15 protein-coding genes are annotated in these 15341 nt (G+C 40.1%); 1 reads left to right on the forward strand and 14 read right to left on the reverse strand.

Annotated features, from left to right (window positions below; translation table 11 throughout):
* Nucleotides 1–9: 9 nt before the first annotated feature.
* Genes aroB through QM419_RS04845 form a run of 4 tightly spaced genes read right to left on the reverse strand, consistent with a single transcriptional unit; the run spans nucleotide 10 to nucleotide 3778 of the window.
* Nucleotides 10–1077 carry a 3-dehydroquinate synthase gene (gene aroB, locus QM419_RS04830; protein ID WP_414278076.1) on the reverse strand — a complete coding sequence of 356 codons (1068 nt, stop codon included), beginning with the start codon at nucleotides 1075–1077 and terminating at the stop codon, nucleotides 10–12.
* Nucleotides 1078–1096: 19 nt separating this feature from the next.
* The gene (locus QM419_RS04835; RefSeq protein ID WP_414278077.1) at nucleotides 1097–1951 is read right to left on the reverse strand and encodes a shikimate dehydrogenase; all 855 of its coding nucleotides are present in this window, start codon (nucleotides 1949–1951) and stop codon (nucleotides 1097–1099) included.
* Complete coding sequence (gene aroD / locus QM419_RS04840; RefSeq protein WP_214262249.1) at nucleotides 1941–2618, reverse strand: type I 3-dehydroquinate dehydratase; 678 nt, start codon at nucleotides 2616–2618, stop codon at nucleotides 1941–1943. The genes QM419_RS04835 and aroD overlap by 11 nt, the downstream gene beginning before the upstream one ends.
* On the reverse strand, nucleotides 2615–3778 hold the full coding sequence (locus QM419_RS04845; protein ID WP_414278078.1) for a class I SAM-dependent rRNA methyltransferase: 1164 nt from the start codon (nucleotides 3776–3778) through the stop codon (nucleotides 2615–2617). Before QM419_RS04845 ends, aroD begins: the two co-directional genes overlap by 4 nt.
* Nucleotides 3779–4024: 246 nt before the next feature.
* Between QM419_RS04845 and QM419_RS04850 the strand changes: the two genes are divergently transcribed.
* On the forward strand, nucleotides 4025–5476 hold the full coding sequence (locus QM419_RS04850) for an alpha-amylase (RefSeq protein ID WP_414278079.1): 1452 nt from the start codon (nucleotides 4025–4027) through the stop codon (nucleotides 5474–5476).
* Between the two features lie 46 nt (nucleotides 5477–5522).
* Here QM419_RS04850 and QM419_RS04855 read toward each other — a convergent pair whose 3' ends face one another.
* The 10 genes from QM419_RS04855 to glmM all read right to left on the reverse strand — a co-directional run bounded on the left by QM419_RS04855 (nucleotide 5523) and on the right by glmM (nucleotide 15324).
* A complete protein-coding gene (locus QM419_RS04855) occupies nucleotides 5523–6197 on the reverse strand; it encodes a DnaD domain-containing protein (RefSeq protein WP_414278080.1) in 675 nt (224 codons plus the stop codon).
* Nucleotides 6198–6205: 8 nt separating this feature from the next.
* A complete protein-coding gene (metA, locus tag QM419_RS04860; RefSeq protein WP_414278081.1) occupies nucleotides 6206–7150 on the reverse strand; it encodes a homoserine O-acetyltransferase MetA in 945 nt (314 codons plus the stop codon).
* A gap of 193 nt (nucleotides 7151–7343) precedes the next feature.
* The gene (locus QM419_RS04865; protein WP_414278082.1) at nucleotides 7344–7856 is read right to left on the reverse strand and encodes an adenine phosphoribosyltransferase; all 513 of its coding nucleotides are present in this window, start codon (nucleotides 7854–7856) and stop codon (nucleotides 7344–7346) included.
* A gap of 141 nt (nucleotides 7857–7997) precedes the next feature.
* On the reverse strand, nucleotides 7998–8591 hold the full coding sequence (locus QM419_RS04870; RefSeq protein ID WP_414278083.1) for a hypothetical protein: 594 nt from the start codon (nucleotides 8589–8591) through the stop codon (nucleotides 7998–8000).
* A complete protein-coding gene (locus tag QM419_RS04875) occupies nucleotides 8591–10459 on the reverse strand; it encodes an ABC-F family ATP-binding cassette domain-containing protein (protein WP_414278084.1) in 1869 nt (622 codons plus the stop codon). The genes QM419_RS04870 and QM419_RS04875 overlap by 1 nt, the downstream gene beginning before the upstream one ends.
* Complete coding sequence (locus QM419_RS04880; protein ID WP_414278085.1) at nucleotides 10456–11655, reverse strand: CCA tRNA nucleotidyltransferase; 1200 nt, start codon at nucleotides 11653–11655, stop codon at nucleotides 10456–10458. Before QM419_RS04880 ends, QM419_RS04875 begins: the two co-directional genes overlap by 4 nt.
* On the reverse strand, nucleotides 11652–12419 hold the full coding sequence (gene dapB, locus QM419_RS04885) for a 4-hydroxy-tetrahydrodipicolinate reductase (protein WP_414278086.1): 768 nt from the start codon (nucleotides 12417–12419) through the stop codon (nucleotides 11652–11654). Before dapB ends, QM419_RS04880 begins: the two co-directional genes overlap by 4 nt.
* 262 nt (nucleotides 12420–12681) lie before the next feature.
* The gene (locus QM419_RS04890; protein ID WP_414278087.1) at nucleotides 12682–13530 is read right to left on the reverse strand and encodes a DegV family protein; all 849 of its coding nucleotides are present in this window, start codon (nucleotides 13528–13530) and stop codon (nucleotides 12682–12684) included.
* Nucleotides 13531–13533: 3 nt separating this feature from the next.
* A complete protein-coding gene (locus QM419_RS04895) occupies nucleotides 13534–13908 on the reverse strand; it encodes a DUF1149 family protein (protein WP_004252208.1) in 375 nt (124 codons plus the stop codon).
* Between the two features lie 66 nt (nucleotides 13909–13974).
* On the reverse strand, nucleotides 13975–15324 hold the full coding sequence (glmM, locus tag QM419_RS04900) for a phosphoglucosamine mutase (protein WP_414278088.1): 1350 nt from the start codon (nucleotides 15322–15324) through the stop codon (nucleotides 13975–13977).
* Nucleotides 15325–15341 lie beyond the last annotated feature (17 nt).

Below are 15341 nucleotides of genomic sequence, written 5' to 3' on the forward strand. Positions count from 1 at the left end.
ACATTCTCCTTATTTTACTAAGTAATCTTTCATTTCTTCGAGAGAAACTGGGTGAATCATCGCTGAACCAAGTTCTGGCACCAAGACTAACTTCATGGTATTCCCACGCGCTTTTTTGTCATGAGTCAAAGCCTGATAAAGCTTATCAATGTCCCAGTTTTCATAATCAACAGGAAGACCAAACTTCTGACACATCTCTCGGATGGACCGGGTTATTCCAGCTGGCATGAGTCCTTTTTCTTCTGCCACCTTAGAGACCTGAACCATTCCCATAGCTACTGCCTCACCGTGCATGACTTTTCCGTAACCAGCAGTTGCTTCAATGGCATGGCCAATTGTGTGACCAAAGTTGAGATATAAACGAATGCCATTATCCAACTCATCTTCAACTACCATCTTGCGCTTGACCTGGCAAGAATGCTCAATCAAACTCTCGGAATGTTCCAAAATACTTTCCACAGAACCATCCATTTCAGATAATAAGTCCCAGAGTTCTGGATCTTCAATTAAGCCATACTTGATGACTTCACCCATTCCTTCAATCAATTCTCTCTTCCCTAAGGTTTCAAGAACGGTTGGATCAATCAAAACACCATCCGGCTGAGCAAAAGTTCCCACCATATTCTTGGCAAAAGAGGTGTTAACTCCAGTTTTTCCACCGATAGAGGAATCAACCTGGGCAGTCAAACTAGTTGGAATTTGAACGAAATGAACTCCTCGCATATAGGTAGAAGCTACAAAGCCAGCTAAGTCCCCTACCACTCCGCCACCAAGTGCAACGATTCCATCACTACGAGTCATATCCTGTTTGACTAAAAATTCATAGACTTTTTGAACTGTAGTCAGATTTTTTCGTTCTTCGCCCTCTAAAAAGTCAAAAACTGCCACTTGAAAGCCAGCATCCTCCAAACTCAATTTAACCTTTTCTGCATAGAGTGAAGCCACACGGTTATCCGTTATGATAACAACTTTTTGCGGTTGCCAAAGTTCCCGCAACCATTTCCCTGCTTGAGACAAGCATCCTTTTTCAATCTGAATATCATAAGGATGGTGGGGAAGGTCTATTTTGATTTTCATAGCAGTTCTCCTTTTTTCATTATTGATACTTTTGTTTTAATAATTCCCAGATTTGATCTGTTGGCATTTCCTTGCCGGTCCATAACTGAAAAGCTTCAGCTGCTTGGTAAAGCAACATGCCTAGACCATTAATAGCTTCATTTCCCTGGTTTCTTGCCCACTTTAGAAATGGAGTTTCAAAGGGTTGATAAATCACATCTGCTACCAATAGATTTTCTGGTAAAACAATACTTGTTGGGATTGGCTGAGATGCTCCATCCATACCCACACTGGTCGCATTGACTAAGAGATCAGCATGAGTGATGCTGCCTTGAAGGTCTTGACGATCTTCTAAAGCAAATAACTCTACTCTAAATCCTGTTTCATGCTGTAGCTTCTCTAAGTAAGGTTTTGTTTTTCCCATCGAAGCCGAGCGTACAAAGACAGAAATCTGGTCTACTCCATCCAAGATTGCCTGTGACAAAATTGCCTTGGCTGCGCCACCTGCTCCTAACAAGACCATTCTTTTCCCTGATATTTTAAAAGAAGGCAAGCTCTTAAAGAATCCCTTGCCATCTGTGTTATATCCGATTAAAGTTCCTTCTCGATTCACCACTGTATTGACAGCACCAATCAAACGAGCTTCTTCGCTCAACTGGTCCAGATAAGGAATCACTTGCTCCTTATAGGGCATAGAAAGATTGATTCCATACATCTGATAGCGACGAATATTGGCAACTGTTTCAGCCAAGTCCTTAGCTTCTACTTCCCAAGCTAGATAAACCCCATTGGTATTGGTTGCTTCAAAAGCGCTATTGTGAATAAAGGGAGAAATGGAATGTTTGATGGGATTTGCGACTACAGCTGCTAAACGTGTGTAGCCATCAATCTTCATTGAGAATCTCCCGAATTTTTTTCATGCTAGATAGAGAAATCTGTCCTGGCGCACTAGCTTCATCTAGACTTGCAAAAGACCAGCTAGAACCCGTTACATCTGATGTGATACGAGAAACCTTGCCCACTTTCCCCATAGAAATCGTTACATATTCCTGTTCGGGATTTAGTGTTTTAAAGCCACGTGTAAAGTTCATCAAATCCAACACATCTTGTTCTGTGTGAGCCATAACTGCGATTTTCACAACTTTAGGGTTTAAACTTGTTAACTCGGACAAGATTTCCATTAGATTTTCCGGTGTTTCTTGGAAATTATGATAGCTTAAGACCAGGTTTGGAAATTCTAACATTTCCTCAAAAACATCCCTATAGCTAAAATACTCAAAATCAATATAATCTGGTTGATAAAGCTGGGCTACTTCCTTGATAATTTGAACATATTCTTCTGAAGAGAGTTCAATTTGACCACCCTCAGCACGAGTACGCAAGGTAAAAACAAGCTCACGTCCTGCAAATTTTTCGAAAATAGCTGGTGCTACCTGCAAAATAGCTTCCTTTGGTAAGAAGTCAGCTCGCCATTCGATGATATCGGCATCATGGTAGCGCATCGCATCAATAGCCTGAGCCTCCTCTAAACTTCTTGGCATTACGGAAACAATTAATTTCATTTACTAACCTTCATGGTAATCACTTTGAGGTAATTACTACTTTCATCTTTTTCATTGTAGACAAAGTCTGCTGGAAGTCCATACTTTTGAAGGACCTGATATTTTCTACCTGCAAATCCTTTGTCGATTTGTTCTGTGAATTTTTGACGGGAAACATTAGCAGCATTAGTACTAGCAATAATGATTCCACCTGGATTTAAAATCTCTAGGCTTTGGGAAATCAATTTATGATAATCCTTAGCTACAGAGAAGGTTTGTTTTTTATTTCGGGCAAAACTAGGCGGATCCAGAACAATCACATCGTAGCTCAAACCCTTCCTCTTAGCATATTTAAAGTATTCAAAGACATCCATGACAAGCAATCGATGATTGTCTAGACTCAAACCATTAGCATGAAAATGAGCTTCTGATAGTTCTCTCGAACGCTTGGCTAGATCCACAGAGGTTGTTTCACTAGCTCCTCCCATAGCTGCAGCGACTGAGAAGGCTGCTGTATAGGAAAACATATTGAGCAAGGATTTCCCCATTGCTAAACCATCAACTAAGCTCCCACGAACTTCATGCTGATCCAAGAAGATCCCTGTCATAAGACCGTCATTCATAAAGACTTGGTACAAGACTCCATTCTCAAGAACAGTGAAATATTCAGCTGCTTCTTGACCATAGATATGGGCAGACTCATAATCTAGACCTTTGAAGCGAATCTTTTCATAGGCACCCAAGACTTCTGGAAATACCTGAGCGAAGGCTGCCATAATCTCTTGGCGAAGACCATAGATATAGGAGTTATACCAAGAGAAAACAACATAATCTCCGTAGAGATCCAGCGTCATTCCACCAAAACCATCGCCTTCTTGATTAAACAAACGAAAGGCAGTTGTCAACTCATCCTGATAGTAGGAAGAACGTTTGTGTTTGGCTTTTTCAAACAAGCTTTCAAAGAACTTTTGATTAAAAGAAACTTTCTGGTTGGTTACAAACCAACCAATCCCCTTGTTTTGACTGGATAAATAAGCCTTCCCTAAAAATTTTTTGCTTTGGCTGAAAAGCTCAACTTCTTGATTAGTTTCAGATAGCTCTGGAAAATCAATCTCTTCTAAAACCATCTGACCCTTATTCAGCTTTTTTTCGACACGCCGGCTGACGAATACTTTTTTCATAGATACAATTATATCAAATTTGTTGAAAATTCACAAAATAGAAAGTGATTTCTCCATTGATTCCATAGGAATTGAAGCTATTTTTCACGCTTTTTCATCAGATAATAACTCTCTTCCGCATTTTAAAAAGTTTTTTGTAAAAAATGGACATAAAATGGCTAGAGTATATTTTCTAGCGCAAACGTTTGCGTATTCCTTGGCTTTGTGGTAAAATGATTGTCAAATTGTTAAGTATGAGGACTTTCTATGAAAAATCAAACCCTAATGCAATATTTTGAGTGGTACCTTCCCCACGATGGACAACACTGGACGCGACTTACCGATGATGCTGAGCATCTTGCAAATCTAGGAATTAGCCACGTCTGGATGCCACCTGCCTTTAAAGCTACCAACGAAAAAGATGTCGGTTATGGTGTCTATGACCTTTTTGATCTCGGAGAATTCGACCAAAAAGGCACTATCCGTACCAAATACGGCTTTAAAGAAGACTATCTTCAAGCCATTCAAACACTTAAATCACATGGGATTCAACCTATGGCCGACGTCGTCTTAAACCACAAGGCAGCTGCAGATCGTTTAGAATCCTTCCAGGTTATTGAAGTCGACCCAGAAGATCGCACAATTGAACTTGGAGAACCTTTTACTATCAATGGTTGGACAAACTTTACTTTTGATGGAAGACAAAACACCTACAATGATTTCCACTGGCACTGGTACCATTTCACTGGAACTGACTATGATGCCAAAAGACGGAAGTCTGGCATCTATTTGATTCAAGGTGATAATAAAGGCTGGGCTAACGAGGAATTAGTTGATAACGAAAATGGTAACTATGACTATCTCATGTATGCAGACCTAGATTTCAAGCATCCAGAAGTCATACAAAATATCTACGATTGGGCTGATTGGTTTATCGAAACGACTGGTGTAACAGGTTTCCGCTTAGATGCTGTAAAGCATATTGACTCTTTCTTTATGCGTAATTTCATTCGTGACATCAAAGAGAAATATGGACAAGACTTCTATGTCTTTGGAGAATTCTGGAATCCAGACAAGGAAACCAACTTGGACTACCTCGAAAAGATTGAAGAGCGCTTTGACCTTGTCGATGTCCGACTCCATATGAATCTCTTTGAAGCAAGCCAGGCTGGTGCAGACTACGACTTGCGTACCATCTTTAATGATAGTCTGGCTCAAATCAAACCAGATAAAGCTGTAACCTTTGTCGAAAACCATGATACTCAACGAGGACAAGCTTTAGAATCTACTGTAGAAAAATGGTTCAAACCAGCAGCCTATGCTCTTATTCTTTTGCGTGAGCAGGGTCTCCCTTGTGTCTTTTATGGAGACTACTACGGTATCTCTGGTCAATATGCTCAGCAAGATTTTAAAGAAGTTCTTGACCATCTGCTAGCTATCCGAAAAGATTTGGCTTATGGAGAGCAGACGGACTACTTTGATGACCCTAATTGTATCGGTTGGGTCCGTTCAGGAGCTGACAATCAAGCACCTTTAGCTGTTCTTATCTCAAATGCTCAAGACAATTACAAAACTATGTTTGTAGGTCAAGAATGGGCTGATCATTCTTTTGTTGATTTACTTGGCAACCATTCAGACCAAGTAACTATTAATGCTGAAGGATATGGTGATTTCCCAGTTGCTGAACGTTCTGTAAGTGTTTGGGGACTTACTTTTTAAGAACACAAAAAAACTTGCCCATGGCAAGTTTTTTTATTGCTAAATATTAGTCTTTCCAAAGGTCCATGGCATTTTTAAAATCAGATGAAACTTGTACATTTTGAGGGTTTGTTGCCTCTCTCTCCTGACGTTTCGCTTCTACCTGGGCTACATTCCTAATCCCTTCGTGACGCCAGTTTCGAAGGATAGCTTGGATATATTTCCAATTTGGTTTTCCATTTAGAACAGCTTCACGTAAGGCTTCTTTTATCAAATCCGCACTAGTTCCGTCTTCTTTCAAACTCTTTTCCAAATCTTCGATTTCAAAGGGGCTCAATAGACGACCTAGCTCCTGTTGGAAAGTATCTACCAAGCTCTTTAAATCATTTGAGGCAGATTGCACCTGGTTTGGAGCCTGTTTTTCAAAAAGTTGGTCTAGGCGCTCCAAGGCAAGAGTTGCATCGAAGATAACTTCTATTTCGCCATTAAGTTCAATCGTACGATATTGAAGCAGGCCTTTTTCTGTCAAGCGTGAAATAGCCTGATTGACTTCAGTGACATTTTTGCCGATTTTTTCAGCAATCTGACTTGGAGACAATTCTCCTAAAGCCGTTGTATTCTGTAGGTAAAAGAATTGCCAAACCAAGAAATCATCACTTGATGAGAACAATTGATTGTAATGTAAAAGCAGGTCACTCGGTAACACTAAGTTTCCTGATTTGAAAGCATCTAAATATGTCATAATTCCTCTTATAAATATCCAAAATGAGACACATCTTCTTCCGCACTCTTCCACTCAAACGGCGTTTCTTGGTAAACCGCATAATTTACCCAGTTACTAAAGAAGAGAGCTGCAGATGAACTCCAACGCATACAAGGAAGCTCATGAATGTCATCATTTTTGAAATAATTTTCTGGTATATGGGGATCTAAACCAGCATCTAGATCTCTAAAATATTCCTTTGCAAGCGTGTCGCGATCATACTCTAAATGCCCAAAGCTATAAACTTCTCTCAAATCTCGACTCGCAAGGATAGAGATTCCCACCTCTTTTCCTGATGCTAAAATCTCTAGATTTGTTTTATTCAGAATATCTTCTTTGTGGACTTCTGTATGGCGAGAATGAGGGGATACATATAAATCATCAAAACCTCTCAAAAGAAGGTGACCTTCTTTTAAAATATCCTGAGGATAAATCCCCGAAAGCTTCTGCTCCATCTGGTATTTATCTACGCCATAGCGATAGTATAGACCTGCCTGTGCCCCCCAACAAATATGCAAGGTTGAAAAGACATGAGTCTTAGACCAATCGATAACTTGGGTAAACTCCTGCCAATAGTCAACCTCCTCAAATGGAAGGTGCTCAACTGGAGCTCCTGTGATAATCAAGCCATCGAAATAATCGTCTTTGACCTCCGAGAAGGTCTTATAAAAGGTCTCCATATGCTCTGATCGAGTTGTTTTTGATTGGTGACTCTCCATATATAAAAAGTCAATATCTAACTGTAAAGGAGTATTGGCCAAATGCCTTAAGAGTTGAGTCTCTGTTACAATTTTTTGCGGCATTAGATTTAAAATAAGAATTTTCAAGGGCCGGATATCCTGATGAGCCGCCCGTTGATCATCCATGACGAAAATATTTTCTGTTTGTAAAATCTCAACTGCTGGTAATTTTTTATCAATTCGAATCGGCATGGAAATCTCCTAACTGTATCATACTGGACTCAAGTAACCTGACTGTCATCAAATGGAATAATCCAGCTGACGACACTTCTTCCCTTTATTATACTGTAAGAAGATATAGTTTTCAATTATAGTTTTTCTCTAACTAGATATAGCCTATTTTTATATCAGATGAAGAGAAAACAGCCCTAGGGACTGTTTTTCATTAATAATGCATCAAAACTTTATAATCGTAATCTCCGATAGCTTCACGACCTTTAAGCTCATCAAGCTCAATCAAGAAGGCACAACCAGCTACGATACCACCAAGTTTTTCAATCATTTCGATGGTTGCTTTCACAGTACCACCTGTTGCTAAAAGGTCATCTACGATCAGAACACGTTGACCTGGTTTGATAGCATCTGCGTGCATAGTCAAAGTATCAACTCCATATTCTTTTTCGTAGTCAGCTGAAATAACTTCGCGTGGCAATTTTCCTGGTTTACGCACAGGTGCAAAACCAATTCCCAACTCAAAAGCGACTGGACATCCAACGATAAATCCACGAGCTTCTGGTCCTACGATCATATCAATCTGTTTGTTAGTAGCATATTGAACAATTTCACGAACAGCGTAGCTGTAGGCATTTCCATCTGCCATCAATGGGCTAATATCACGGAAAGTAATTCCTTCTTGTGGATAATTTTCAATACTTGCAATGTAGTCTTTTAAGTTCATAGCGTTTCTTTCTTTTAAAGTTTTTACTCCCTATTATACCATAATTCCTAGAAAAGCAAAATAGAAAGAAGCCTTGGAATATCCTTCCAAAGCCTCTCAGCCCTTCATAAAATTCGGAGATTCGCTCGCTCAATGAAATCTTTACTTCTTTTTGCTTTTAGAAGTTTGATTCCGTTGACGATTCTGTTGGATGCGCCACTCTCTCTCAAAGTAGGACATGGTTTCAAATACTCTCTTTGGCAAACCGACATCCAACAAGTGGATTGGAATTTTTAAAACGTTCGAATGTTTTGAACTTGTAAATCTACTTCGTAGACGATTCCAGAAAGAGTTGGATTTTAAAAGTTCCTTGTCATAAAACTGAACCTCAATAGTATAAAAATCCCTTGAATTTCTACTGCCCTTAATTCTCATAAGAGCAAATTTTTCTATATCTCCCCAAGAATAAAACTGCCAGTCTTTTTTCGGATGTGGCTTATAGGAAAAACCTTGAGCCGTACATTTTAAATACTCTTTATCTGATAGAAGAATCTGTATCCGTTCATACAAGAGCCATCCAACAATGATGATTAAGAATAAGACAAAGAGTCTTAATACCACCAATCCCACAGGTGCCTCCTTGGGATAGGTCATCATAAAAGATAGGATCCAAAGAAGAAAAGCTAACTCAACTAAGCAGAGAACAATAGTCCAAATGATTTTCTTACTACTCCATTTGATGATTTTCTCTTCCATTAAACCAACTCACTTAAATATTCATAGCGTTCATATTTTTCAAGTAAGGCTTCATTCTTTTCATCCAGCTCCTTTTGAAGGGTGGCTAGTTTCCCAAAGTCAGAACCATTTGCCTGCATCTCTTCTTCAATCTCTACAATGCGGTTTTCCAAGGCTTCGATGTCACCTTCAATACATGCCCACTCCTGCTTTTCTTGGTAAGTCATCCGTTTCTTTTCTTCACGAACTTTGACGACTTTTTCCTTGTCAGCTTTTTGGTTTTGAGTTACCGTTTCTGCTTCAAAAGCTTTTTCATCTAGGTAGTCTGTGTAATGTCCAAAGAAAGGACGGATGGTTCCATCTTCAAAAGCGAGAATTTTAGTTGCTACCTTATCAAGGAAATAGCGGTCGTGACTAACTGTCAAGACTGGTCCTGCAAAACCTTGTAAGAAATTTTCTAAAACCGTTAAGGTTGCAATATCTAAATCATTTGTTGGCTCGTCTAAGAGGAGGACATTAGGCTTTTCAAGAAGTAATTTGAGGAGATAAAGACGTTTCTTCTCTCCACCAGATAACTTCTCAATCAAGGTACCATGCGTTGATCGTGGGAAAAGGAACTGCTCTAGCAACTCAGCGATAGATGTCGTAGAACCACCACTGGTCTTGACTTCTTCTGCCACTTCCTGCAGGTAGTTAATAACCCGCTTGCTTTCATCCAAACCTTCGATTTGTTGAGAGAAATAAGCGATGCGAACCGTTTCTCCGATAATAACTTGACCTTTAGTTGGCTCGAGACTTCCTGCAATGAGATTGAGAAGAGTTGACTTCCCAACACCATTATCCCCAACGATTCCGATACGGTCTTTGGCTTGGACCAAAAGGTTAAAATCTTGCAAAATCGGTTTGTCATCATAGGCAAAGGAAACATCCTTAAACTCGATGACCTTTTTACCGATACGGCTAGTTTCAAAATTCATGGCCAAGTCTGTCTCAACACTAGTATCTGAAACTTCCTTCTTCAAGTCATGGAAACGATTGATACGCGCCTGTTGCTTGGTTGCACGAGCTTGTGGTTGTCTTCTCATCCAGGCTAATTCCTGTTTATAGAGTTGTTCTTTTTTGTGAAGAAGAGCTGCATCGCGCTCATCCTGTTCAGCTTTGAGGCGAACATAGTCCTGGTAATTCCCCTGATATTCTGTCAAACCAGCTCGGTCCAACTCAAAGATTCGCGTAGAAAGAGCATCTAGGAAATAGCGATCATGGGTGATAAATAATACTGTTTTCTTGGAATTCTTCAAGAAGAGGGTTAACCACTCAATGGTCGCAATATCCAAGTGGTTGGTAGGCTCATCAAGAAGCATGAGATCATGGTTTCCAAGAAGGACTTGCGCCAACTGAACCCGTCTACGTAATCCACCTGACAAAGCTCCAACAGGGGTTGATAAGTCTTGAATGCCTAGTTTACTGAGAACCGTCTTGACCTGACTGTCGATTTCCCAAGCTTGGAGGGAATCCATCTCAGCCATAACCCGTTCCAAACGAGTCTGTTTGTCTTCACTATAGTTAAGCATGAGCAGTTCATACTCACGAATCAGCTGGATTTCTTTCAAATCACTTGATAGGACCGTATCCAAAACGGTCTTGCTATCATCAAAATCCGGATTCTGGGTCAAGTAGCCTATCTTGTAATCATTCTTTGATGAAAATGGGCTAACATCACCATCAAAACCTGAAACTCCCGAAAGAACATCTAGAAGGGTAGTTTTACCGGTTCCGTTGACACCGATAAGACCAATTCTGTCCAAGTCATGGATGATAAAGGAAATATCCTTAAAGACTGTCTTATCTCCAACGGATTTACTTAGTTTTTCAACGATAAAGTCACTCATTTTCTCTCCCTTAGGTAGTCATGGATGGCTTGACGGTCATTTTCCAATTCTCCATCAACAATAGCATACTCAATTTCTTCTAAAACATCCCCTAATTCAGGACCTGGCTGATAGCCGTATTCTTTGATGAGAATGCCACCATTGATTTGCATCTCTTTCTTATCATGAATGGTCAAGCTCTCATAAGTTTCTGTGATTGTTTGTGGATTATAGTCTTTACCTTGAGCTCTGCGGAGATTTTCAGCTTGTAAAAGTAAATCCAAATCAAAGCGGTAGCAATCACGCTTGCTTAGTTCTCCCTCATCTCGAAGAGCCAAAATTGTCAATAAATCCTGAACCTGTTTGGCAAACTGACGCGAAGTTTTCCAATGCTTTAAAAACTTTTGCGCATCTTCCACTTTTAAAGCACATAAAAGTGCTGCCCAGGCTTGTTCAGAAGTTTCAAAAGTGAAATTACCCTCTAAATCAAACAAAGACTGGAGTTTCTCCTGACTGCCTGCCATATCTGGAAGATAATCATAAGCTTTGCTTGCAATCATAGAAGATAAACCTACTCGCCAATAGGGAGCCAGTAAAAGTTTATCAAACTCGACAAAGGTGCGTTCCACAGAGATTTTATCTAAGAGTGGCGTTAAGGCCTTCATCGCTTCAAATGTTTCTTGCTCTAGTTCAAAACCAAGACTAGCTTGGAAACGAAAGCCACGCATGATGCGTAGCGCGTCTTCATTGAAACGTTCACTAGCTATACCAACAGCTCGTAAGACCTGATTTTCTAAATCTTTGAGACCGTCAAATAAATCAACGATTTCCCCTGTCTCATCCAAGGCAAAGGCATTGACTGTGAAATCACGTCGTTTGAGGTCCTCTTCTAACGAACGAACAAAAGAAACTGAACTTGGTCTACGGTAGTCTACATAGACATCTTCCGTTCTGAATGTGGTTACTTCGTACTCTTCATCTCCGTCTAAAACCAAGACAGTCCCATGCTCAATTCCAATATCAGCTGTGCGTGGAAAGATCTGCTTGGTTTCTTCTGGATAAGAAGAAGTCGCGATATCCACATCATGGATGGGACGATTGAGTAGGGCATCCCTAACAGAGCCACCCACAAAATAAGCCTCAAATCCTGCTTCTTTAATTTTTTCTAATACTGGTAAAGCCTTCTGAAATTCAGAAGGCATTTTTGTTAATTTCATAGTAAGTGTTCTAATCCATAGACAAGCTCATGACGCTTGACAACTTCTTTGATTCCCAAATTCACCCCTGTCATGAAGGAGCTACGATCATAGGAGTCATGACGCAGAGTCAATCCTTCTCCCTGATTTCCAAAAATGACCTCTTGATGAGCTACCAGACCTGGTAAACGAACCGAATGGATTCGCATACCATCAAAATTAGCTCCTCGTGCTCCCGCAATGAGTTCTTCCTCATCACAAGCACCTTGTTGAATAGACTCACGAACTTGAGCCATCAACTCAGCTGTTTTAATAGCTGTCCCGCTCGGCGCATCTTTTTTCTTATCATGGTGAAGTTCAATAATCTCCACATTTGGGAAGTATTTAGCTGCCTGTGCTGCAAATTGCATGAGTAAGACAGCACCCAAAGCAAAGTTAGGAGCAATCAAGCCACCCAAGTCTTTGGAACGAGACAATTCTTTTAATTCTTCGATTTCTTGACTGGTGAAACCTGTCGTTCCTACTACTGGAGCAAAGCCATTTTCAAGAGCAAAACGTGTATTCTCATAGGCGACAGCTGGTGTGGTAAAGTCTACCCAAACATCTGCTTCAAAACCTGCCAAGTCATTCTTATCATTGAAAACAGGAATTTCTTGCCACTCAGATGCAGACTCAAAAGGATCCAAAACGGCTACTAGTTCAAGTTCAGGATCAGACAAAACCATCTGACAAGCAGCTTGGCCCATTCTTCCCTTAAAACCTGCAATAATCACTCGAATACTCATCTTTACTCCTATCTAAGATACAAAGCCTGTAAGAACACAAAGTGAAAATAGGAGTTCTGATCAAGGAGTTTCTTCTCCTTGGAAGAACTATCTTTTTCACACAGGGTTCCAGGCGTGTTCAATTCTAAGATACAAAGGACCTTTGCTGCCCATGAAAAATAGGGGATGGCGCTGACTTCCCACGAAAGGCAAGACAGGTATCTTTTTTCAAGAGGCAGATAGTCCGTGTTCAATTTTAAGATACAAAGCCTGTAAGACAAATCTAGACGATTGGTGTGTATGCCAAAGCGATGCTTCCTTCTCCCAGGTGGGTTCCAATGACACTACCAAAGGTTGCAATCTCAACATCTGTAGCTACTCCACTATCTAGCAAAAGCTGACGTAAATCGGCTGCTTTTTGAGTAGCATTCCCATGAATTACAGTAATCTGATAATTTCCATTACTTGTTACTTCTTTGACAATTTCAACCAAACGTTTTGTTGCTTTCTTCTCTGTACGAACCTTCTCATAAACTTCGATAACACCTTGGTCATTAAAATATAGAATTGGTTTAATGCTAAGAAGATTTCCTAAAATGGCTGCGCCGTTTGATAAACGACCACCTTTAACCAAATGATCAAGATCATCTACCATGATAAAGGCAGAAGTATTTTCAATCTGTTCTGTTAACTTGTCTAGTATAGACTGGAAATCATTTCCCTGCTCAGACCATTGAAACACACTTTCCACCATGAATCCTAGTGGTGCACTTGTAATTCGAGTATCAGGAAAAGCAATGGTCAGACCTTCGAACTCATCCGTCATATATTGGATATTCTGATGAAATCCTGAGATTCCAGAAGAAAGGAAGAGACCCAGAACATGAGTATAACCTTTTTCTTTCAATGATGATAAAATTTCATCCAACTTTGCGATACTTGGTTGACTTGTTTTAGGTAGTTCAGATGAACGAGCCATTTTTTCATAAAATTCTTGAGCGGTTAGATTTACACCTTCAACATACTCCTGTCCGTCGATATTCACAGGAATGTCTAGCACAAATAAATCTTCTTTCCGCAAGGTTTCCGCTTGTAGAAAAGCAGATGAGTCTGTTATGACCGCTAATTTCATTTTTTAAAACTCCAAATTTATTCCTGGTAAATCTAGTGCAATTTCCGTTACTTCATAAGTTAAACGGTTTAGCATATCCAAAGAAGGACGAGCAAGTGTCTCAACTTCTTCTTGACTAAAGTCACTTGGTTGGTCTACAATACGACCTTCAACATGGTTGACTTGAGAAATAGTACCACTGATAACAAATTTATCAAAGACAATCATAAAGCTCAAAACAACTACGAGAGAAGTCACCTGATTTTCTTGGTCATGTTGAAGTAGTTGGAAGTTCACATCAACCTTTGTTTCAGGAATTCCGTTCTCATTTTCCCATTCAAAGTTACGAGCATCAAAGTGATACTGACTAACAAATTCTTGTTCACGTTTTAAATTCATCATATTCTCCATGGTTACAATTTACTTTGACATTGTAACATATTTTCTTATTTTCTGCTAACTTTCCTAAATTCCGATTTCTGCTTTCACAACTTCAGCAATGGTATCCACATAGTAATCTACTTCTTCAGTTGTTGGTGCTTCAGCCATGACTCGCAAGAGTGGCTCGGTTCCACTTGGGCGAACGAGAATACGTCCGTTACCTGCCATCTCTTCTTCCATCTTATCGATAATAGCCTTGATAGCTGTTACTTCCATGGCTTTGTCTTTCATGGTGTTTTCCACACGGATGTTAACCAATTTTTGTGGGTAAATTGTTACTTCTGAAGCCAATTGAGACAAGCTCATCCCTGTTTCTTGCATGATCTTAGTCAATTGAACTGCTGAGAGTTGACCATCACCAGTTGTATTGTAGTCCATCAAGATAACGTGACCTGACTGCTCTCCACCGAGATTGTAGCCTGATTTTCTCATTTCTTCAACTACATAGCGGTCTCCAACAGCAGTGACAGCTTTATTAATGCCTTCACGGTCCAAGGCTTTATGGAAACCAAGGTTGGACATAACTGTCGTTACAATTGTGTTTTGTGCCAATTGACCTTTTTCAGAAAGGTATTTCCCGATGATATACATAATCTTATCACCATCGACAATTTCACCATTTTCATCGACTGCAATCAAACGGTCGCTGTCCCCATCAAAGGCTAAACCAATTGCAGATTGACTTTCTTTTACAAGTTCTTGCAAGGCTTCTGGATGAGTCGAACCAACATTCAAGTTAATGTTCAAACCATCTGGAGTTTCTCCAATGACAGTGATTTGAGCACCCAAATCTGCAAAAATTTGACGAGCACTTGTAGAAGCTGCTCCATTTGCAGTATCCAAGGCTACCTTCATCCCTTCAAGAGCTGTTCCAGTTGAAACCAGGTAGGCTTCATACTTGCGTAATCCCTCTGGGTAATCAACAACAGTACCTAGTCCTTCGGCACTTGGACGTGGAAGAGTATCTTCGCTAGCATCTAGTAAGGCCTCGATTTCTGCTTCTTTGTCATCATCTAGCTTAAAGCCATCGCCACCAAAGAATTTAATCCCGTTATCAAGGGCTGGGTTGTGGCTAGCTGAAATCATGACACCTGCGCTCGCTCCTTCAGTTTTTACCAAATATGCTACTGCAGGCGTAGCAAGTACACCAAGTTTATAAACGTGAATTCCCACAGAAAGAAGACCAGCAATCAAGGCTGCTTCTAACATTTCCCCTGAAATACGTGTATCGCGTCCAACAAAAACCTTAGGCGCTTCTGTCGCATGTTGACTGAGGACATATCCTCCAAAGCGACCCAATTTAAAGGCCAATTCTGGCGTTAATTCTATGTTTGCTTCTCCACGGACTCCGTCCGTTCCAAAATATTTACCCATTTTAAGATTCCTTTTCT

The organism is Streptococcus infantis (genome assembly GCF_047464715.1).
Lineage (GTDB): Bacteria > Bacillota > Bacilli > Lactobacillales > Streptococcaceae > Streptococcus > Streptococcus infantis_S.